This is a genomic window from Pseudomonas sp. OVF7 (assembly GCF_030644265.1).
Taxonomy (GTDB): Bacteria; Pseudomonadota; Gammaproteobacteria; order Pseudomonadales; family Pseudomonadaceae; genus Aquipseudomonas; species Aquipseudomonas gorinensis.
The window spans coordinates 3966746-3986383 of sequence record NZ_CP128996.1 but is presented as its reverse complement, the minus strand read 5'-3'; the positions used below and the strand labels follow the sequence as shown (position 1 = coordinate 3986383).

At 64.0% G+C, this 19638-nt stretch carries 18 protein-coding genes; 6 read left to right on the top strand and 12 right to left on the bottom strand.

Annotated elements, in window-relative coordinates:
- Nucleotide 1: 1 nt before the first annotated feature.
- Together QU606_RS18130 and QU606_RS18125 are read left to right on the top strand one after the other, a co-directional pair.
- Complete coding sequence (locus QU606_RS18130) at nt 2-895, top strand: ABC transporter permease (protein ID WP_150055360.1); 894 nt, start codon at nt 2-4, stop codon at nt 893-895.
- A complete protein-coding gene (locus QU606_RS18125; protein ID WP_168233213.1) occupies nt 892-2523 on the top strand; it encodes an ABC transporter ATP-binding protein in 1632 nt (543 codons plus the stop codon). The genes QU606_RS18130 and QU606_RS18125 overlap by 4 nt, the downstream gene beginning before the upstream one ends.
- A gap of 9 nt (nt 2524-2532) precedes the next feature.
- On the opposite strand, the gene QU606_RS18120 is transcribed toward QU606_RS18125, so the two are convergent.
- Nucleotides 2533-3873 (bottom strand): ABC transporter substrate-binding protein, encoded by a 1341-nt coding sequence (locus tag QU606_RS18120; RefSeq protein WP_173903842.1) that lies wholly within the window; start codon nt 3871-3873, stop codon nt 2533-2535.
- 324 nt (nt 3874-4197) lie between these two features.
- On the opposite strand from QU606_RS18120, the gene QU606_RS18115 reads away from it, so the two are divergent.
- Entirely contained in the window at nt 4198-4716 is a 519-nt protein-coding gene (locus tag QU606_RS18115; RefSeq protein ID WP_304997280.1) for a sterol desaturase family protein, read from the top strand.
- 287 nt (nt 4717-5003) lie between these two features.
- On the opposite strand, the gene QU606_RS18110 is transcribed toward QU606_RS18115, so the two are convergent.
- From QU606_RS18110 to QU606_RS18085, 6 genes are all read right to left on the bottom strand, one after another.
- Nucleotides 5004-6143: an FAD-binding oxidoreductase gene (locus QU606_RS18110; protein ID WP_102623836.1), complete on the bottom strand. Its 1140-nt coding sequence runs from the start codon at nt 6141-6143 to the stop codon at nt 5004-5006.
- Nucleotides 6136-7758 (bottom strand): methionine--tRNA ligase, encoded by a 1623-nt coding sequence (locus QU606_RS18105; protein WP_304997279.1) that lies wholly within the window; start codon nt 7756-7758, stop codon nt 6136-6138. The genes QU606_RS18110 and QU606_RS18105 overlap by 8 nt, the downstream gene beginning before the upstream one ends.
- Nucleotides 7759-7762: 4 nt before the next feature.
- Entirely contained in the window at nt 7763-8887 is a 1125-nt protein-coding gene (locus QU606_RS18100; RefSeq protein ID WP_227496877.1) for an FAD-binding oxidoreductase, read from the bottom strand.
- Nucleotides 8884-9237: a cupin domain-containing protein gene (locus tag QU606_RS18095; protein ID WP_150053779.1), complete on the bottom strand. Its 354-nt coding sequence runs from the start codon at nt 9235-9237 to the stop codon at nt 8884-8886. Before QU606_RS18095 ends, QU606_RS18100 begins: the two co-directional genes overlap by 4 nt.
- 16 nt (nt 9238-9253) lie before the next feature.
- Nucleotides 9254-10594, bottom strand: coding sequence for a lysine N(6)-hydroxylase/L-ornithine N(5)-oxygenase family protein (locus QU606_RS18090; protein WP_304997278.1), 1341 nt, complete (start codon nt 10592-10594; stop codon nt 9254-9256).
- A 96-nt stretch (nt 10595-10690) separates the two neighbouring features.
- Complete coding sequence (locus QU606_RS18085) at nt 10691-12064, bottom strand: MFS transporter (RefSeq protein ID WP_102623838.1); 1374 nt, start codon at nt 12062-12064, stop codon at nt 10691-10693.
- A gap of 139 nt (nt 12065-12203) precedes the next feature.
- Here QU606_RS18085 and QU606_RS18080 point away from each other — a divergent pair, with 139 nt between their 5' ends.
- Nucleotides 12204-12965 carry a helix-turn-helix transcriptional regulator gene (locus QU606_RS18080; RefSeq protein WP_024075325.1) on the top strand — a complete coding sequence of 254 codons (762 nt, stop codon included), beginning with the start codon at nt 12204-12206 and terminating at the stop codon, nt 12963-12965.
- Here QU606_RS18080 and QU606_RS18075 read toward each other — a convergent pair.
- The 5 genes from QU606_RS18075 to QU606_RS18055 form a co-directional block, all read right to left on the bottom strand.
- Nucleotides 12940-13605, bottom strand: a complete 666-nt coding sequence (locus QU606_RS18075) for a glutathione S-transferase family protein (RefSeq protein ID WP_024075324.1) — start codon at nt 13603-13605, stop codon at nt 12940-12942. The genes QU606_RS18080 and QU606_RS18075 overlap by 26 nt on opposite strands.
- Entirely contained in the window at nt 13602-15071 is a 1470-nt protein-coding gene (locus QU606_RS18070; RefSeq protein ID WP_304997277.1) for an FAD/NAD(P)-binding protein, read from the bottom strand. Before QU606_RS18070 ends, QU606_RS18075 begins: the two co-directional genes overlap by 4 nt.
- Nucleotides 15068-15502, bottom strand: coding sequence for a nuclear transport factor 2 family protein (locus QU606_RS18065; RefSeq protein WP_024075322.1), 435 nt, complete (start codon nt 15500-15502; stop codon nt 15068-15070). The genes QU606_RS18070 and QU606_RS18065 overlap by 4 nt, the downstream gene beginning before the upstream one ends.
- 111 nt (nt 15503-15613) lie before the next feature.
- Nucleotides 15614-16156 (bottom strand): ester cyclase, encoded by a 543-nt coding sequence (locus QU606_RS18060; RefSeq protein ID WP_024075321.1) that lies wholly within the window; start codon nt 16154-16156, stop codon nt 15614-15616.
- A 28-nt stretch (nt 16157-16184) separates the two neighbouring features.
- Nucleotides 16185-17189: a polysaccharide deacetylase family protein gene (locus tag QU606_RS18055; protein ID WP_304997276.1), complete on the bottom strand. Its 1005-nt coding sequence runs from the start codon at nt 17187-17189 to the stop codon at nt 16185-16187.
- A 101-nt stretch (nt 17190-17290) separates the two neighbouring features.
- On the opposite strand from QU606_RS18055, the gene QU606_RS18050 reads away from it, so the two are divergent.
- A complete protein-coding gene (locus QU606_RS18050; protein WP_304997275.1) occupies nt 17291-18187 on the top strand; it encodes a LysR family transcriptional regulator in 897 nt (298 codons plus the stop codon).
- Nucleotides 18188-18391: 204 nt separating this feature from the next.
- On the top strand, nt 18392-19633 hold the full coding sequence (gene mexE / locus QU606_RS18045) for a multidrug efflux RND transporter periplasmic adaptor subunit MexE (RefSeq protein ID WP_024075318.1): 1242 nt from the start codon (nt 18392-18394) through the stop codon (nt 19631-19633).
- Nucleotides 19634-19638: the final 5 nt, after the last annotated feature.

Sequence of the window (19638 nt, the reverse complement as noted above, 5' to 3'; positions counted from 1 at the left end):
CATGACCACGATTGACCGGCGTCTTGCGCCAACCACCCTGGCTCCCCCCCTCTGGCGCCGTCGCAGCCGACTGCAACGCGCCGCCTCGGCGGTGCTGCCCCTGCTGCGCCGTCCCGGTTTCAGCCTGGCGCTGCTGGTGGTGCTGTTTGCCCTGGTCGCGGCGGTGTCGCCGTCATTGCTGAGCAGTTTCGACCCCTACGCCACCGCACCGGCCGCCAAACTCAGCGCGCCCAGCCTGGGCCACTGGTTCGGCACCGATGAACTGGGGCGCGACCTCTACACCCGCGTGGTCTACGGCGCCAGCCTGTCGGTGCTGGCGGCGTTCCTCGCGGTTGGGATCGCCCTGGTCGGCGGGCTGGGGCTCGGCATCCTGTCCGGCTTTGCCGGCGGTCGCATCGATGCGGTGCTCATGCGTTTTATCGATGTCTTGCTGGCCCTGCCCGGCCTGCTGCTGGCCCTGGCGATCGTCACCGCTATCGGCTTCGGTACCGTGCCGGTGGCCATCGCCGTGGGCGTCGGCATCATTCCGGGGTTCGCCCGCACCACCCGCGCCGAAGTGCTGCGCGTCAAGACCTTGCCCTACGTCGAAGCCGCGCGCCTGGGCGGCGCCAGCTGGCGGCGCACCTTGCTGCGGCACATCCTGCCGAACGCGTGGGGCCCGGTGGCGGTGCTCGCCACCCTGGATTTCGGCGCCGCGATCCTGGCGACAGCGGGCTTGAGCTTTCTCGGTTTCGGTGCTGCGCCACCGGCAGCGGAATGGGGCACCTTGATCGCCAACGGTCGGCACTTCCTGATCACCGCTCCGTGGGTCTCGTTGCTGCCAGGCCTGTTCCTGGTGGCCGTGGTGTTCAGCCTCAACCATATCGCCCGCACCTTCGAGGAGATCCAGCGATGACCGCCGATAACAACCTGTTGATCGATGTGCGCCAACTCAGTGTCGGCTACCGCTCCGGCGGCCAGACCCTGCTGGCGGTACAACGCCTGTCATTGTCGATGGCCCAGGGCGAAACCGTCGCGATTGTCGGCGAGTCGGGCTCGGGCAAATCAACCCTGGCCAACGCGATTCTCGGCCTGCTGCCCGACCACGCGCAGATCAGCGCGGGTCAACTGTGGGTGGGCGGCAACGACCTGTCCCATGCCAGCGAACGCCAGAAACGCTTGCAGCGTGGGCGCACCGTCGGGCTGGTGCCCCAGGACCCGATGGTCAGCCTCAACCCGACCCTGCGCATCGGCCAGCAAATCGCCGAGGCGCTGATCCTGGCCAAGGGCAAGCGCTACCCCGGCGTCGATGCCGATATTGTCGAGCTGCTGCAACAGGTGGGTATCGACAAGCCGGTCCTGCGGGCCCGCCAGTACCCCCATGAACTCTCCGGCGGCATGCGCCAGCGCGTGCTGATCGCCATCGCCCTGGCCGGCAACCCCCGCCTGATCATTGCCGACGAGCCCACCAGCGCCCTCGACGTCACCGTACAACGCAAGATTCTCGACCACCTGCAACGGCTGGTCAGTGAACGGGGCATTTCCCTGCTGATCATCACCCATGACCTGGGGGTGGCCATCGACCGCGCCGATCGCATCCTGGTGATGAAGCAAGGCGAAGTGGTCGAACAGGGCCCGCCCCGGCAGATACTGGCGAACCCGCGCCACGACTACACCCGCGCGCTGATCGCCGCCGCTCCCGCGTTCGCCAGGCGCCGAGAGCCACACGCCAGGTCCGATGCAACGCACGCACCGATCCTGCGCCTGCACAACGTCGGCAAGACCTTCAGCCTGCCCAAGGTGAAGGGCGAAGACCCCACCTTCGTGGCCCTGCAAGACCTCAGCCTGCAGGTCTACCCCGGCCAGACCCTGGCTATCGTCGGCGAATCCGGCTCAGGCAAGAGCACCGCATTGCGCATCGCCCTGGGCCTGGAGAAACCCACCCAGGGCCAGGTCTGGTTCGAGCAGCAAGACGTCACCACCCTGAGCTGGCGCGAGTTCCGCCCGCTGCGTCAACGCCTGCAACTGGTCCAGCAAAACCCGTTCGCCGCGCTCGACCCACGCTTCACGGTGTTTGACAGTATTGTCGAACCCCTGGTGTCGTTCGGAAGGCTCAAGGGGGCGGCGCTGGAACACGCGGCGCGCGAGCTGATCGGTCGCGTGCACCTGCCGGTCAGCTTCCTCGATCGCCTGCCGCGCGAGCTGTCCGGTGGCCAGTGCCAGCGTGTCGCGATCGCCCGTGCGCTGGCGTTGAAGCCGGACCTGTTGCTGCTCGACGAGCCGGTCAGCGCCCTCGATGTGTCGGTGCAGGCGCACATCCTCGACCTGCTCGAAGAGCTGCAGCGGGAAATGGGGATTGCCTATGTGCTGGTGTCCCACGACTTGTCGGTGGTGGCCAACTTTGCGCATGAGGTACTGGTACTGCGCAATGGCAAGGTGGTCGAACAGGGAACGGTGGAACAGATCTTCAACCGGCCGGGCAGCGATTACACCCGTGAATTGATTGCCGCCATCCCTGGCAGCGTGGCGGCCTCCGCCGCCTGAGCCGGTGGCCTACTCGGCCGCGCAGTCACGCGCTGCGATGCCTTTTTCCTGGGCATACGCAGCGGATTTGGCTTCGATCAACGGACGCAAGGTGGCGCGGTCGGCCTGGACCCAGTCGGTCACCAACACCCACTTTTGCCCGTCCCACTGCTGCACCCGCGCCGCGCCGCCGCCTTCATGGTCGGCGCAGGACAGTTTCAACGGCGCCAGCAACCCTTCGAGCCCCAACGCTTTGATGCGCGCTGCGTCGATGTCCAGGTGCTCGAAGGCCCAGCGCGTTTCTTCGCCGTTCAACCCACGGTGGCCGAACTTGGCCTGGCCGGTGCGCAACGCCTCGACCGCAATGGCGGCGTTGATCAGGCCGATGTTGTAGTAGACCTTGCCGAAGTAACTGGGGTCCTTGAGGTTGCTTTTGCCCGGATCAAGGATGAACTGCTTGAGCCTGCGGTGAATTTCAAAGGTGTCGCCACCCGGGAACGGCGCCAGTGCCTGGTAGCCTTTGGCAGCGGTGCCCGCGGGAATCACGTCGGCTTCGGAGCCGGCCCAGACATCCCCGATCAGGCGATCCACCGGGATGCCGAAACGTACGGCAGTCTTGATACCGACCGGCGTGGATACGCCCCAGGTACGCAGGAAGACCCAGTCCGGATTGATCTGGCGCACTTGCCGCCATTGGGTGGACTGTTCATTGCCAGGGTCGGCCACCGGGATCTGGATGTTCTCGAAGCCGTACTTTTCTGCGAGCAATTGCATGGCGGCCTGGGTTTCACGGCCATAGGCGGAGTCGTGGTAGACCGTCACGATCTTCTTGCCCTTGAGCTTGTCCAGCCCCCCCTCACGCTGGGCGATGTAGTTGATGCCCACCGACGCCTGGCCGTAGTAGTTGAGCAGCAACGGGAAGGCATAGGGGAACACGCGGCCATCGGTCGACTCGGTACGCCCGCCGGCGCCATCGATCAACGGGATATGGTCGACGGCGGCACGGTCCATCAGCGCATAGGACGCCGGCGTGCTATGGGTGAAGAAGAAGCCGGTGGGCGCGCCGTCCAGGCCGGCCTTGTAGCGCTCGTAGCATTCGATGATGCGATCGGTCTTCCACTCGGTCTCGCACTCCTGCCAGACCAGCTTGACGCCGTTCACACCGCCCTCGACCTCGTTGATGTAGCGAAAGTAGTCAATCTCCCCCGCCCACCACGGAATGCCGCTGGAGGCGTAGGCGCCGACCCGATAGGTCGCCAACGGGATGAACTGTTGATCATTGGCCGCCTGGGCCACGGCAGGCAACAGCCCGCCAAATGTGCCGATGGCCAGCAGGCCGGCGATTAACGTGCGCTTGAAGGGGATGTGCATGGGTGTGGTTTCTTATGAAAGGTGAGGGTTAACCCTCCCGTTGTCGGGTCAGTGCCAACCCACTGACAACACAAATCATGCCAAAGCATAAGCCTCGTAGATTCAACGGGTTACCCCCATTCGCGCGAAGCGTAGAGCCCGTGAAATCGCACAGTTTATTGAACCGGTGTTGCGCCACCAACAGCGCTTCGGCCGCTTTGCGCGGTGTGGATGGGAGGATTTATTTGCGGCCGCGCATTCAAACGGCACACACCTTCGGGTACATTCAGCGCCCCTACGGACAGCACGCCCGCCCCTTATCGGGCATTCAAGGACACCCTGCGCATGGCTGCATCAAACAAATGGCTGATGTCATCGGTCGCGTACTACCTCGACTTTTTCAGCGTTCCGCTGTTCGTGATCCTCGCACTTTACCTCGCACCGTTTGATCCCGGCCTGGCGCTTGCCGGGTTGTTGGGATGGACGTTGGTGGAATATGGGGTACACCGTTTTCTGTTCCACTCGCTGTATCGCCACGAGCATTGGACCCACCATGTCGATGTGCTCGCCTTTATCGGTGTATCCAGCTGGAAAACCAGTTCGGCGCTGACGGTCCTGTTACTGCTGGCCTGGTATGGGCAACTGACCTCGGTATTCGTCGGTGCGGTGGTGGGCTATTTCTATTACATCTCGGTGCACTACGTGATGCACCGCCCCAACCATTGGGCTTATCGGTTCATTCCAGGGCTGATCGCCAATCACGATCTGCACCATCGCAAAGGTATCGAGAAGAACTTCGGGGTCTCTTCGCCGCTGTGGGATCACGTGTTTCGCACCTTCATTCGAAATGAAGCGCGCGGCTGAGCCCCCCGGTAGATAGGGCCGTTGTGGCGAGCGCTCGTGTTGTGGCCAGTGGGCTTGTTGTGGCGAGCGGGCTTGCCCCGCGTTGGGGCGCGAAGCGGCCCCATTCCAGGCGATGTGTTTTTAACTGACACACCGCGGGGCCTGGTTTTGGGGCTGCTGCGCAGCCCAACGCGGGGCAAGCCCGCTCGCCACAGTTACATTCCTTACAGTCCTAACAGTCCTTACAGGCATTCGGCCTTGTCGAATCGTCGACACCGGCTGATCGCCGGCTCGGACGTCAGGATCAACTAGGTTGACTGAACGCTCCCGAGAAATCGCTCTACCGCAAACACCCCCATCTGCGCCGGCATCTCGCCCTGCAATACCCACTGCGCAATCGCCTGCCCAAACAACGGCGCAAACTTGAAGCCATGCCCACATAACCCCGCCGCGACGAACAGCCCCGGCACCCGAGGGTCGGGGCCGACAATCGGGTTGCCATCCGGTGTGTTGTCGAAGAACGACACGCGGCGGCCGGTGGCCCGTGCGCCGGTCAGGCGCTTCAAGCGCAGGGCGGCGCGGTCGCGGTAGGCCAGCACGTTGGCGTCGCAGAAGCTGCGGTCGAAGCTATCCGGGTCGATCACTGCGCCTTCGGCGGCAATCAGCGAGCCGATGAAATAGCTGCCGGGCTGGTCCGGGCGCAGGTAGAAGCCCGCCTCCCGGTCGCAATAGCCTGGCATCGGCGAGTCAACGCCCTCCACCTGGACAATGCCGACGCTTTGCCGGGTGGCGTGGATCGGCAATGGCGCCTGGCAATCGTCAGCCAGGGTGGCAGCCCACGGCCCGGCGGCATTGACCACATGGGCGCAGGCGATAAAGCCGGTGTCGGTCTGCACGCCGATGGCGCGCCCGGCCTGGCGCACGATCCGTCGTGCCGCCCGCCCCTCGTCGATCACCGCGCCGAGGTCCAGTGCACCGGCTGCAAAACTGCGCGCGGTCAGGCGCGGATCGCAATAGCCCGCGTCGGGCTCGAACACCGCGCCCGCCAGGCCGTCGATAATCAGGTCAGGCACCTGCGCCTGCATTTGCTCGGCAGACAACCACTCAAGCGCCGCGCCCGTCGCGCGCAAATGCTCGACGTTGGCCTGGGTGGCCGCTTGTTCGCGGGCGGGAATACCGGTCAAGAACCCCGTGCGCTGGTAGCCGCAAGTGCCGGGATAGTGCTGCCGCCAATCGCGATAGGCCCGCACGCCCCGTGCCGCCAGTTGGCTGAGGACAGGGTCGGCGTAATACTCGCGCACGATCCCCGGCGACGCACCCGACGAGCCACTGGCAATCGCGCCTTTGTCCAGCAGCCGTACCGACGCGCCGGCGCGCGCCAGGTGCCAGGCGGCGCTGGTACCGGTGGTGCCGGCACCGATCACGATGACGTCAGCGTATTCATGCATCGCTGGATGCACCCGCCAGCACCACGCTGGCCGGCAAGCATGGCGCCAGCGCCAGCGGGGACAAGGCCGCAAAGCGCGGGCGCGCCACGGTCTCCGGCCTCGGCAGCGAGGCGGCATACAGCGCCTGGACCACCGGCAAACCGTCATGGCCCAGGCGGTGCCACAGGTGCTCGGCCAGGCGCGGCATGATCGGCGCGGCCAGGTACGCCAGGCCCTTGAGCCACAAGTAAGCGTGCCCAGGCTGTGTCACGTCCAGGTCCGGCCGTTGCATCCACTGGTGCAACACCTCCCAGGCGTCGCGCACCGAGACAGCGTCGAGCCGGAACGCCTGGCCCAGGCGCGCAACGGCCATTTCGAGGCCCGGCAACAAGTCTGGCTCGATGGACTGCAACCGGGCCTGATCGAGGCTGCCGAGGGCCAGGTCGACACGCCGGTCGAGGGCACCGGCCAGGTCCACATTGACCACCTCGACAAACTCCTCCACGGCGAAATTGGTTTCGCCCAGTTCGGGGCTTTCGCGGCAGAGGAAATAACGCACGCCATCGCTGGTGGCCGGGGTTTTTTCGACGATATCGGCGGCCCAGACCACATGCAGGCGGCTGGTGGAAAACTTCGCGCCTTGCAGGTTGTAGAAGTAGTTGGTCAACACGTAGTCAAACGACTGGTGATCCTGCAGGGCATCCATCACCGCCACGCTGCCCGCCAGCAGCAACACCGCGTTATCGATACCAAAGCTGACCAGCGTGGTCACCTCGCTGCTGCGCAGCATGGAGTGGCCGTGCTCCGGGGAGTGCTCGCGGGCACGGTCGGCGCAGGTCAGTGCGTATTCCCAGCCGGACTCGAACAACACGCGTGGGTTGTCAAAACGATCCGGGCTCCAGGCCACACCCCAGTCGCCGGGTGCAGTCAGCCGCACGCGGCCATTTTCGCGTTCCAGGAAGCGCGCGATCACCTCGATGATCGACGCCGGCGCACCGGACGCCGCCATGCGCCGCAGCAACTGGTCGGGGTGGGCCACTTTCAGGAACAGACTTTCGACCTCGACCCACTGCAACGGGCTGTCGCCCATGCGCGGCTGGGGATTGAGCATGGTTTCCGGGCGGAACAAGGCACCGCAGGCTTCACAGAAGTAGCCGCCAGCCCCGGCCTGGCAATACGGGCACTGCCCCACCAGCCAGGCGCCGGCCATGTAGCGACGGGTATGCGGGCAATACAGCACACGTTCGACCACGGTTTCGGTCACGCCCAACGCCACCAGGCGCTCGACCGTGCGCCGGGCATTGTCTGCATGCTGCGCGGCGTACGGGCCTTGCACCAGGTCGAGGAAGTCATCGACCTCGACATCCAGCGCGCGCAGGTCGTTGGCGATCTGCCCGTGGTAGTCACGCACCACCTCTTCGGGCTCGCGCAGCTCCTGCACGCCTTTCCACAGGACGTAGGAGTCGAAGCCGTCTACCGCCGAGACCACATCGACACTGTGCCCCTGGGTGCGCAGGTAGCGCCCGAGCATGTCCATGCGCAAGTAAGGACCGGCAATGTGGCCCAGGTGCAACCTGCCGTTGGGCGTGGGAGGAATCGGCATCAGGAAGAATTTTTGCGCGGTGATAGCAGTCATCTTTTCAATCCATCGAGGCAGCGGAAAGTGTGGGTTCGGCGATGGCCGCCGTATCGGGCCGATGAGCCACGATCAAATCGAGGGCCTCGCGGGCAATGCCGGGTGCCAGGCGGAAACCCGCACCACTGCCGGCACCGGCAAATACCAGGTGGTGCACCGGGTCGAAGCTCACCCGCGATTCGCCGCTGGGGCTGTAGCTGTCGCAGAACACCCGGCCGCCGCGACACCGCGCCACCAACGCCGGCAGGTAGTGCGCCAGCGTGCGGTTGGCGACGTCCCGGTCGTGGGGAGTGATTTCCAGCGCGTGCTTGCGCGGCGCCACATCCCATTCATCACAACGAAAGCTGAACAGCCATTGGTTGCGAGCGGCCAGTGGCATCAGGTACGCATCCGATTGCGGCAGGAACAACGCCGCGGCATTCGCCGGCGGTACGCCATCGATATGCAAGGCCACCACCTTCTTGACCCGTAGCCCGTGCTCGGTAGCGAGTGCGCCAAACGGCGACTCGCTGACCCATGGCCCGGTGGCAACCAGGGTGCGTCGGGCGCGCACGCTGGCGCCATCGGCCAGGGTGATACGCGAACCGCTGCCCTGCGCATCGATACGCTGCACCCCCACGCCCTCGATGCAGCGCACCTGGGCGCTGGCCAGGCTCTGGCTGATCAGCAACCGTGCCACCCAAGGCGGCTCATAGCTTTCGGCGGTGCCGCCGCGCAACAGGCACTCGCCCGTGCCCACCGTGAGCGGCGCGCCCAGGCGTTCACCGAGGTCGGCGGCCGACAGGTCGGCGGGCTCCACCGTGGCCTCGACCACGGCCTGCTGAATCTCGGGCGTCAGGCTGCGATCCGCCAGCCAGTACACCGGTGCCTGGCTGGTGCGGATGCCCAACCGATCACGCAGCGCGCGGTACAGCCCGGCACTCTCCCCGGCCAGGCGCCGTTCGCGTGCCGAGCGCCCGGTGGCCAGCAGCACCCCCGCCGAGTGCGAGGTCGCCCCATCGCCGATGCGGTAGCGGTCGATCAACAGAATCCGCCAGTGCGGGTAACGCTGTACCGCGTGGTGCAAGGCCCAGGCGCCGATAATGCCGCCGCCGACAATCACCAGGTCGAAATCCTGCTGCATGCTCATGCCCACCACACCGAAAACACCTGGACCTGCGCGGTGCCGGTGTTGCGCGCTAAATGTGGGCGCCAGGGGGCAAAATACAAACTGTCGCCATTTTTTACCGCGTGCCAGGTACCGTCGTAGAACACGTTGAGGTCGCCGCCGCTGATAAACCAGATCTCGTTGACTGCGTGCCTGTCTTCATCCGTTGCGCAGTCGGGATCGATGGTGAAACGCGAGGACTGGATCGGGGCGTTGACCAATTTGCCGGAAAAGTGGTGCAGGTACAGGTGCACGCCTTGCAGCGCCACCGGTTCCTTGGTTTCGCGAATGACCGGGGCGTTGCCGTTGGGCGGTAGTGTGATGGGCTCCATGGCCGGGCTCCTGGGTCTAGTTGGCGAGGGCGGTCAGGCGATCGAAACGCGCGTCGCTGACCTCGTCGAAGGCAGCGCTGGGGCCCCATTGGACGAACGCCTCGGGTTCGTCCAGGTCGTACAGGGCTTGCCCGCTGACGCTGTTGAGGATGTTTGCGCAGCGCCAGGGAATCAGGCCCAGGTTCGGGTCGGCGATGCCTTTCTGGCTGCGCGCGGCGTTTTGCACGTAGATGGCCGTCCCCTGCGGGCCGTCCCACTGCACGGAGTAGTCCTGGTTGAACACGTATTCGCCATTGCGCCGGGTGATGCGTGGCTCGATCGCCCCCAGGCATTCCGGCATCTGGTAGGCGTACCCGGTGCACAGCACCGCCATGTCGGCACTCAGCTCTTCCTGCACATGGCTGTGCCCATGCACCAGCGACAGGCTCCAGTGATGGGGTCGCTGCTGGACTGCGGTCAACTCGCGACCCGGCAACAAGCGGATTTTGCAAGGGTGATGCAGCACGTGCTTGAGCTCGTACAGGCGGCGGTAAATCGATTGCAACAACGATTGGGAGATGCCGTCGCTCGCCAGTTTCTGTTCGACCAGCAGCGACTGGCGCACGGCCTCGGGTTGGGCAAAGAAGTGGTCGCTGTATTGCGGGGTATACAGCTCGTTGGTAAAGGGCGACTCATCCAGCGGCGAGAAATTCCAGCGCCGCGACACCCAGGTCACGCTGGCCGGTAGCGCGCTGGTGTCGGACAGCAGGTGCTGAATGATCTCGGCGCCGGTCTGGCCGCCGCCGATCACCACCACGCGTTTGTCTTTCAGGCTGCGCTTGCGGGTCATGTACTGGGAGGAATGAAACAGCGTGTCGCCCAGGTGTGGGCGCGCGAATGCCGGGATCGAAGGCTGTTGCCCGGTGCCCAGCACCAGGTTGCGCGCCGGCTGGACCCAGGTATCGCCCTTGAGCAGGAACAGCCCGTTCTCGAACTCCACCGAGCGCACTTCGCTGTTGAAATGCAGGTTGGGCAGTTGGGTACAGGCCCAGCGGTAGTACTGGTTGAATTCGCGGCGCAGCACTTGATCGAAATTGGCGTTGATAAAGCTCAACAACTGTTTTTGCTTGGCCAGGTAGGCGAGGAACGACAGTGGATTGGACGGGTCCACCAGGCTGACCAGGTCCTTGAGGTAGTGCACCTGCAACATGGCGTCGGGCACCATCATCCCCGCATGCCATTGAAATTCGCTGCTGCGCTCGAAAAACGTCGCGGTGAGGCCGGGTTTGGGCTGGGCCAGCGCCGCCAGGCTCAAATTAGCCGGGCCAATGCCGATTCCCGCTATATCTACAACGGCTGCCGCAGAGAGCACATTCATGATCATTATCCCTAGTGATGATGTTTTTCAGGTGCAGCGGCGCCTCGCGGCATTCACGAAGGCGTGCTGGGCAATGGTTTTACAAATGCAAACGCATCAGTTTTTCACGGGGTGCGCAGCTGGCACCTTGAGCACCAGGGCGGACAGCATCATGGCCAGCAATGACAAGCCGATCGCAACGCTGACAGCGAGGTAGATGGCATCGCTACGCGGTTCGATCGAGGTCAGCAGGGCCCCGAAGATCGCCACGCCAAAGGCTGAACCACTTTGTCGACTGGCATTGAGCGTGCCTGCGGCCACCCCGGCCTTGGCACGATCAACCACACTCATGAGCACGGAGGTGGCGGCCGGCGTAATGATCCCCGCACCGAACCCCACCGCCGGGTAACACAGCGCGATGCGCCAGTACGGCGCATCGACGGCCAACGCGAACAGGCCGATAAACCCCAGGGTGTACAGGCCGAACCCCGCACACAGCACGGCGCGGGCGCCATAGGCCCGGGTCAACCGGCCGCAGGTGAAGCTGCCGAGGGTGACCATGGCGGTCAATGGCAGGAACGCCAGGCCCGTCTCCAACGGTGACCAGCCCCGGTCGGTCTGGAAGTACAGGCTGAGCAGGAAAAACAACCCGTAGAACACCAGGGCCGAGACCAGCGACAGGAACGTTGCCCCGGAAAACACCGGGTTACGGAAGTAATGCAGCGGCAGCATCGGGTCCTTGTGCCGGCTCTCGGTCACCAGGAATGCGCACCAGGCGATACACGCGACAAACACCCCGACGTAGACCCACTCGGAATTCCACCCCAGTTTGGCCCCTTCGATCAGCACGGCCACCGAGGTCGCCAGCGCAATAATGGCGGTGATTTGCCCCGTGACATCCAAGTGGCGGTTGGGCGCCAGGGGCGCTGAAGATGGGATGCGCGACGTCAGCCAGACGCCGACCAGGGCAATCGGCACGTTGATCAGGAAAATACTGCGCCAGCCGAACAGTTCGATCAGCACCCCACCTACCAAGGGGCCGGCCGCCATGGCAATACCACCGCAGCCTGCCCACACGCCGATGGCACTGGCACGCTGGTGGGTCTGTGGGTAGGCGCTGTTGATCAGCATCAAGGAGCATGGCACCAGCAGCGCGGCCCCTACCCCTTGCAGGACGCGTGCGCCCACCAGTTCAGGCAGATCGTTGGCCAGCCCGCATAAGCCCGAGGCCAGCGCAAACAGGCCGAGGCCGACGGCGTAGATTTTCTTTGCTCCGTAGCGGTCGCCGAGCAAGCCGCCCGTCAGCAGCAGGCTGGCAAAAGTCAGGGTGTAAGCGTTGATCACCCATTGCAGGCCGGTGATATCCGAGCCGAACGTCTGGGAGATGGACTCCAGTGCCACGTTGACGATGGAGGTATCCAGAATGACGACCACATAGCTGAGGCTGGTGGCGATCAGTACCTGTCGTTGGTAGCGCGTGTTGAGTTCCATAACCCCGTCTTTCCTATCCATAATGGCGCTTTGACTATAAGCAGCTTTTCAATTGAAACGCTTCGGGCTGTGTCGAAGTGTTAGTGTTTATGTCATCCTGAAACCCGACATCACCTGGCAAAGCGCGGAGTTCAATGGAATGACCCAGCCCAAAATTTCATCCATCGCCTACCTGATCGCCGAGCCTGTACGCGCCGTGATCCTCATCACCCTGGCCGATGGCAGTTCCATGTCCGCCAGTGCCCTGGCCGATGCTGCTGGGGTGACACCGCAGACAGCCAGTTCACACCTGGCGAAGTTGCTCGATGGCGGTTTGCTCACGGTCGAGACCAAGGGCCGCAACCGCTTCTATCAGTTGGCCGGCCCTGATGTATCCCATGTATTGGAAAGCCTGGCGGCGGTGTCGCCGCAGACCAGTACCTGGCGCAGCCTGCCCAACCGTGCCGCCCATGAGCTGCGCTTTGCCCGTTGCTGCTACGATCACCTGGCCGGCCAGGTCGGCGTTGCGGTGACCCAGGGCATGCTCGACCGTGGCTACATCCTCGATCGCAACGAACGCGAATATGTGCTGACGCTGCGCGGCATTGAATGGCTGCAATCGCTTAACCCGGACAGTGGCGAGCCGTGCTTCCAGGACCACGTCCAGGCCCGTCGTTGCCTGGACTGGACCGAACGCGAGCACCACATCGCCGGCCCGCTTGGGGCCCATCTGCTGGAGACCTTTTGCCAGCTGGGCTGGCTAAGGCGAACCACCGGCACGCGCGCGGTGCACGTCACCGGCGCCGGCTGGCGCGCGTTCAAAATGCATTTGGGGATTGAACACTTGCGGCATCTGGAGGCGCCCTTGCATGCGATGGCGCCGGCCCGCAAAAGGCTTATGCCGGCTCCCGCCGCGGGCTGAACAGCCCTTCGATTTCGCGGATCCTGCGCTCCTGGGCAACCCCGCTCTGCTGCCAGGCGGCAATCGCGTTGATCCGCTCATACCAGGCCGCCACATGGGGGTACTCCAGGAACGGCGCCTGGGTACGCGGGATATGGCTCAAGGGCGCCGCCAGGTCGATGTCGGCCAGGGTCAGCCCATCGCCGACCATAAACCGTCGGGTACTCAGGTGCCCCTCGAGCACGGCGGTGTAGCGGTGGATGGCGTGCAGGGCTTCCGCAACCAGGGTCGGGTTTTCGGCATGCCCCTTCAGGCGCTCCATGAAACGCTGTTCGATCAGCACCGTGGGCCCGCGGCGAAAATGCTCGGCGGCCCAGAACATCCACTTGAGGGTTTCGTACTTGGCCTTGCCCGAGGGCAACAACGACGAACCGGCCTGTTCCGCCAGGTAAATCATGATGGCCGACGCCTCGAACAGCACCACGTCGCCGTCGACAAAGGTCGGGATCGTGCCGTTCGGGTTGAGCGCCAGGTACTCCGGCGTACGGTTCTGGCCGCTGAACAGGTCGAGGAACACGAATTCCACGTCCAGCCCCAGGTAAGCGGCCGTGGTCAGCACACGCCGGGTATTGCTCGAACCTCTGTCGCCATACACTTTCATGCCACTGCCTCGGTTGCCTGTTCGTCCATTAATGAAAAGTGCTCGCCGAGCATCACCACCACCTCGCCCGCCTGACGCACCGATTGGTACACCGAATTGACCATCGGCGCCGCCAGGTAGGAGGCCACGCCCAGCAGCCAGATGTTTTCCGGCGCCCCGGCGCCCGGCAAGCTGACCTGCAATTGCGCTGACACCTCGGGGGGCGTGCAGGGCGTGGCGGGCGTCACGTGCAGGGCCAGGCCGTCCGGGGTGGCATGGAACGGTTGCTTGTGAAAGCCGGTGGCGCAGACCACGGCATCGACCACCTCGACATGCCCATGGCGGTCACGGGCCTGCCATCTGCCCTGCCACTCCAGCGTCGTCGGCAACTGGGGCGCCAATTGCAGCTGCCCTTGATCGATCAGGCGCAACAGGGTGGTCGCGGTCTGCAACGGCACCGCGAACAGGTAGCGCCCAACCGCTTCCCAGCAGTTTTGCAGCGCCGCCAGCCTGACTGCCGGCGGCGCGGCGCGCAGCTTGATGTCGGCCAGGTCCATGCACTGCACCAGCAGGTTTTGCCAGTCTGTCGCGCCCCCCTCGGCCAGGGCGATTTCACCGCGCAGGCGCTGGACAGGCTCGGCACTGCGATCGATCTGCGCGCGCAACGAGCGGCCACTGATGGCCTTGGCTGAACGCGCGACGATGCGCAGCAAATGCCAGTACAGCTTGGGGCTTTCCAGGTCCAGTCGGGCAAACCGCGCTTCATCCAGGCTCGCCGTGCACCGTCGGGGAGTGCCCGTGCGCACGCCCGGCAAACGCCCGGACGGCGAAGCCATCAGCACCTGGTGCCCCGCGCCGCACAACAGCAGCACGCTATCGATGGCCGACAACCGACTGCCCAGCACCAATACCCGCGAAGGCCGGGTCAGGCTCGCCAACCACGACCGGGTCGGGTACGGCGTCGCGAAAATCCCCGGTGCGCCCAGGTGCGGGGTCACCAGCGGCGGCACAAACGGCGCCGCGCTGCCGGTGCATACCAGCACCGCCGAGGCTGAACGCTGGCTGCCATCCTCCAACTCCAAGCGGTATTCACCGTGGGCGACCGGCTTGATATGGCGCACCGCCGCACGCACCACCCGGTGCTCTATGCCCCGGGCCTCGGCCAGGTCGCGATACTCGGCATACCGCTGTTTGAGGTAGCCCGACACCCAGGCCCGCGGCACAAACGCCTGTTCACCGGCATCGATGCCTTGGGCCCGCAGGTAGTGCTGGAAGTCATGCATGTCGTCGTCCAGCACCGACATGGTCTGCACCGAGGTATTGCACAACAGCGCGTCCTGGGAGGCCGTGAAGGCGATTGAATCCGCCAGCCCTTCGGGATCGATGATCTCGATGCAACCCGCCACGCCCGTGCGCACCAGCTTGATAAAGGCCGCAACGCCGGTGACTGAGCCACCAATGATGGCGACCGTCGCCCGCCGCGTCACAACGTATGCGCCTTGGCCAGGACAGGCGCCAGCAACCGCACGCCGTACCAGCCCCAATACACGCGGTGATAGGTGATCAGACCGTTTTCGATCTCCATCATTTCCATCAGGTCGACCTGTTCGCCTTTGGGCGTCTTGCGCGGGTACTCCCAGGTCAGGTTGCGACCATTGATGAACGCTTTGTCGCTGCGATACCACTCGGCCAAGTCACTGGGGAACTTGCGCTTGCTGTCTTCCATGAACCGCTGGATCACGTCGCGCCCCACCAGTACCCCGCTGCCGTGGTCGGGGTAGATCGCCAGCACCAGGGGTGTCTCGAACACCGCGTGTTCTGCGTACAGCGCTGCAGTGGCCGCGAGGTCGCCCGCACAGACGGTGGTGTGCCAAGCTTCATAAATACCCAACAGGCCAGGATCGATAGACGAAGTCATGGAGTTTCCTCAGGGGGCAACACTGCAATAATAGAAGCCCCAACTATAGGGAATTGCCACCCCAGGATGCTTCGACCTGGCCCGAAGTGTCTGCCCTGCCCCTCTCAGGCGTCAGAACGCGCCCAGCTGTTTCATCACACTCAGGTTGTCTTCGATGTGCCAGTTGGCGGCGATCTTGCCGTTTTCGATCTGGTAGATATCGGTGGCGATAAAATCCACCGGTTGCCCGGCCCCCTTGATCTGGCCGAATGTACCGGTGAAATGCCCGCGAAAATGCAGGTGCACCACCACCCGGTCACCGGCAAGGATCATCTGTTCGACCTCGCAACGCAGGTCCGGCACCGCACCGCGAAAGGTCCGCGACGCCAGCAACGCGCCCTGCGGGCCGGGTTGGCGACCGGGCGGCGGGGTTTTGTCGACGAAATCATCGGCCAGGGCTTGCAGCGCCAGGCGTTCGTCACCGGTATTCCAGAAGGTGTCATAGCGCAGGGCGGCCGTTTCCATGCTGGCCCGCTGTGCGGCCGACAGGCTGTTGTCGATCACCCGCACGCCCGGCTTCACCAGCTCGGGGGTTGCCGCCATGGCCGCGCTGCAAAACGACGAGGCCAGGAGCGTAGTGACAATGCCAAAGCGCGATATCGCTGAGTGTTTCATGCTGCAGTTTCCTTGTGTGGGGGACGGTTCAAATCGTCTCGCCTTCCCTGACGCTGAGGGGACTCTTGAGGGTGTATTGCGCGATCGCGTCCTTGCGCATGAAGGCGACGCCGGGGTGGCTGTTGGCGTAGCGCAGGAACTCATCCCAGACCCTGACCATTTGCGGCGTACCGCTGATGCGGTCGTGGGCACTGATCGACATCATGCGGCGCCGGCTGCCGGCCTCTTCGTACAGCTGGTCGAAATCCAGCTTCACCTGTTCCAGGAACTGCGACGGTGAGTAGTTGCGGCCTTCGATCAGGACAATGTCGTTGTTGCGCAAGGTGTACGGCACCACCACAAAGTCCTTGCCGTTGACCTGTTCGATAAACGGCTCGTCACGGCTCACATCATCGATGTGATAGACGTAGCCCAGCTCTTGCAGCAACGACAAGGTATTGGGGCCGCGGCGCAACCAATTGCAGTTGTAGCCGCTGACCGGTTGGCCGGTGACGTCTTGCAGCATGCGGGCGGCCTGGCGCAGGAACGTGCGTTCTTCATCACGGCTCATGGCAAATTGCGAACTCCAGCGCGGGCCATGGCCGGAGGCTTCATGGCCGCGCGCGACGATCTCGCGGGCCAATTCAGGGTGGCGCTTTACCGCGTCCCCGATCATGTGGCTGGTGACCTTGACACCATGCCGGTCCCAGAGGTCGAGCAGCCTGGGAATACCTTCGCGGTAGCCGTAGGCGAACCAGGTATTGGTGGCCGGGTCGGCGGGCACGTTGTCGGGAAAGTCCACAGGGGGAAACGGGCTGTCGGTGCCCTTGAGCGGTTGCCCGCCGGCTTCGAATTGCATCGACACCGACACCACCAGGCGCGTATTGCCCGGCCAGAAGCCGCCCTTGGCCTGGCGTACGCTTGCCGCTGGGGCAGCGTCCGTTGGCGCCGGGGCCGCGTTGGCCGTGCCGAGCAACGATCCGGCGGTTAGTACCGCGGCACCGGCGCCCGCCTGGGCCAGGAAAGTACGCCGTTGCAGGTTCACGTATGACATGAGCGTCACTCCGTTGGATAAACACGGATGCAACCCTAAGCCTTTAGGTTTATTTTGATAATTGAGCGCAAATCAAAAATCACTTTCGGAAAAACCGAATAATGCTACTGAAGAACCTTGAGCTGTTTTTGCTGATTGTCGAGAAAGGCGGGTTATCCGCGGCCGGCCGGGAACTGGGTTTATCCCCGGCCTCCGTGTCGGAACGGCTGGCGCAGTTGGAGAGTTTCTACAGTGCCAGCCTGCTCAACCGCACCACCCGCGCGATCAACCTCACGGATGAAGGCCGCCTGCTGGTCGATGGCGCCCGGCGCCTGCTGGCGGAGGCGGATGAGTTGCACAGCAGCATTCGCCTGGGCACCCAGAGAATTTCCGGGCCGATCCGCCTCAGCGCCCCGGAAGACCTGGGCCGCCAATACATCGAGCCGATCCTTGCGCAGTTTATGCAGGAGTACCCGCAGGTCAGCATCGACCTGAATCTCAGCGACGGCTACGTCGATCCCGTCAGCCAGGGAATCGATTTCGCCGTGCGCTTCGGCGCGTTGGCCGACAGCACGCTGCATGCGCGGTTGATCGGTGAAAACCGACGTGTCGTGTGTGCGTCACCGCTGTACCTGGCCCGGCATGGCACCCCGCAACACCCCGAGGACTTGACCCGACATGAATGCCTGGTCATGCGCTTCGGTATCAATATCGCGCGGGAATGGACCTTCAAGCTGCACGGCAAGACACACCGCATCCTGGTGAGTGGCCGCCGCGTGGCGAATGACGGCGCGCTGGTCCGGCAGTGGTGCCTGGCCGGCCATGGCCTGTGCTTGAAATCGGTGTGGGATGTGCGCGCCGACCTCGATGCCGGGCGCTTGGTCAAAGTACTCAAGGACTACGACCTGGGTGGCACTGCACTGAACATCGTCTACCCGCCCTCGCGGGTCCAGCCCCGGCGCGTGCGCCTGCTGATAGAGCGGATCGCCGCGCAGTTGACGGCTGAGGGCACACCGTAAGCCTGGATAAGTTCCTTGCAGCCTGCGCAACACACCTTTGCTATCAATCACATTGATAGCTGCCTAATGAAACCTGCATGCTAGAGGGCTGACAACGCGCTTATATCATTCCGAATGATAGTTACCTTTGCTTCATTCGATTCGTGACATACCGCCTCGCCGCGCATGATCCGCCCATCTCAAATACATTGGCGGATGCACCTCATGGAACAGTCACTCAAACACTTACGCTTTCCCTTGGCGATTTTGGCCGTGGTAGTGATGAGCGCGTGCGGCAAGGCGCCGGAACAAGCTGCCGCCATGCCTGCTGCGAAAGTCAGCGTGGCCAAGGTACTCGAACAACCGGTCAACGAGTGGGACGAGTTCACCGGTCGCCTGGAAGCGCCTGAGACCGTACAGATTCGTCCACGGGTTTCTGGCCAGATTGACCAAGTCGCTTTCACCGAAGGCGCTTTGGTCAAGAAAGGCGACCTGCTGTTCCAGATCGACCCGCGTCCATTCCAGGCTGAAGTGCGCCGCCTCGAAGCCCAACTGGCGCAAACCAAAGCCGCTGCCACCCGCAGCGATAACGAAGCCCAACGCGGCGAGCGCCTGCGCCAGAGCAATGCGATCTCCGCCGAACTGGCCGACTCGCGCACCACCGCCGCCCAGGAAGCCCGCGCGGCTGTCGCCGGGATCCAGGCGCAGTTGGACCTGGCCAAGCTGAACCTGAGCTTTACCCGCGTGACCTCGCCGATCAGCGGCCGCGTCAGCCGTGCCGAAATCACCGCCGGCAACCTGGTGACCGCCGATGTCACCACGCTGACCAGCGTGGTCTCCACCGACAAGGTCTACGCCTACTTCGACGCCGATGAGCGCGTGTACCTCAAGTACACCGAGCTGGCTCGCCAGGGCCGTCGCGGGGCGACCACCCCGGTGTACCTGGGCCTGTCGAATGAAACCGGCAACCCGCACCTGGGCCAGATGAACTTTGTCGACAACCAGGTCAACCCGGCCACCGGCACCATCCGTGGCCGCGCCGTGTTCGATAACAGCAAAGGCGAATACACCCCTGGCCTGTACGCACGCCTGAAACTGGTCGGCAGCGGCACCTACTCCGCCGTACTGATCAACGACGAGGCCGTGGGTACCGACCTGGGCAAGAAGTTCGTGCTGGTGATGGAAGGCGACAAGCCGGCTTATCGCGCGGTGGAGCTGGGGCCGAAGATCGAAGGCTTGCGTATTGTGCGCAGCGGCCTGAACAAGGACGACACCATTATCGTCAAGGGCCTGCAACGCGCGCGCCCCGGCTCGCCGGTCGCCCCGGAAACCATTCCGATGGCCAGCAAGGAAACCCTCGCCGCCTTGGCCCAACAACGACAAGCGCTTGAAGCCAGCAACCTGGAACAAGTGGCGCCGGACAAAACCGCGCCCAAACTTGCCAGCGCTGCGACTCCACGCGGTTAAGGGAT

What these genes read in the sequence shown, in the direction of transcription:
- QU606_RS18125 (WP_168233213.1), top strand. Translation starts at nt 892, where the DNA reads ATGACCGCCGATAACAACCTGTTGATCGATGTGCGCCAACTCAGTGTC.
- QU606_RS18120 (WP_173903842.1), bottom strand. Translation starts at nt 3,873, where the DNA reads ATGCACATCCCCTTCAAGCGCACGTTAATCGCCGGCCTGCTGGCCATC.
- QU606_RS18130 (WP_150055360.1), top strand. Translation starts at nt 2, where the DNA reads ATGACCACGATTGACCGGCGTCTTGCGCCAACCACCCTGGCTCCCCCC.
- QU606_RS18050 (WP_304997275.1), top strand. Translation starts at nt 17,291, where the DNA reads ATGCTACTGAAGAACCTTGAGCTGTTTTTGCTGATTGTCGAGAAAGGC.
- QU606_RS18115 (WP_304997280.1), top strand. Translation starts at nt 4,198, where the DNA reads ATGGCTGCATCAAACAAATGGCTGATGTCATCGGTCGCGTACTACCTC.
- QU606_RS18085 (WP_102623838.1), bottom strand. Translation starts at nt 12,064, where the DNA reads ATGGAACTCAACACGCGCTACCAACGACAGGTACTGATCGCCACCAGC.
- QU606_RS18110 (WP_102623836.1), bottom strand. Translation starts at nt 6,143, where the DNA reads ATGCATGAATACGCTGACGTCATCGTGATCGGTGCCGGCACCACCGGT.
- QU606_RS18055 (WP_304997276.1), bottom strand. Translation starts at nt 17,189, where the DNA reads ATGTCATACGTGAACCTGCAACGGCGTACTTTCCTGGCCCAGGCGGGC.
- QU606_RS18095 (WP_150053779.1), bottom strand. Translation starts at nt 9,237, where the DNA reads ATGGAGCCCATCACACTACCGCCCAACGGCAACGCCCCGGTCATTCGC.
- QU606_RS18065 (WP_024075322.1), bottom strand. Translation starts at nt 15,502, where the DNA reads ATGACTTCGTCTATCGATCCTGGCCTGTTGGGTATTTATGAAGCTTGG.
- QU606_RS18100 (WP_227496877.1), bottom strand. Translation starts at nt 8,887, where the DNA reads ATGAGCATGCAGCAGGATTTCGACCTGGTGATTGTCGGCGGCGGCATT.
- QU606_RS18090 (WP_304997278.1), bottom strand. Translation starts at nt 10,594, where the DNA reads ATGAATGTGCTCTCTGCGGCAGCCGTTGTAGATATAGCGGGAATCGGC.
- QU606_RS18080 (WP_024075325.1), top strand. Translation starts at nt 12,204, where the DNA reads ATGACCCAGCCCAAAATTTCATCCATCGCCTACCTGATCGCCGAGCCT.
- mexE (WP_024075318.1), top strand. Translation starts at nt 18,392, where the DNA reads ATGGAACAGTCACTCAAACACTTACGCTTTCCCTTGGCGATTTTGGCC.
- QU606_RS18105 (WP_304997279.1), bottom strand. Translation starts at nt 7,758, where the DNA reads ATGACTGCTATCACCGCGCAAAAATTCTTCCTGATGCCGATTCCTCCC.
- QU606_RS18075 (WP_024075324.1), bottom strand. Translation starts at nt 13,605, where the DNA reads ATGAAAGTGTATGGCGACAGAGGTTCGAGCAATACCCGGCGTGTGCTG.
- QU606_RS18060 (WP_024075321.1), bottom strand. Translation starts at nt 16,156, where the DNA reads ATGAAACACTCAGCGATATCGCGCTTTGGCATTGTCACTACGCTCCTG.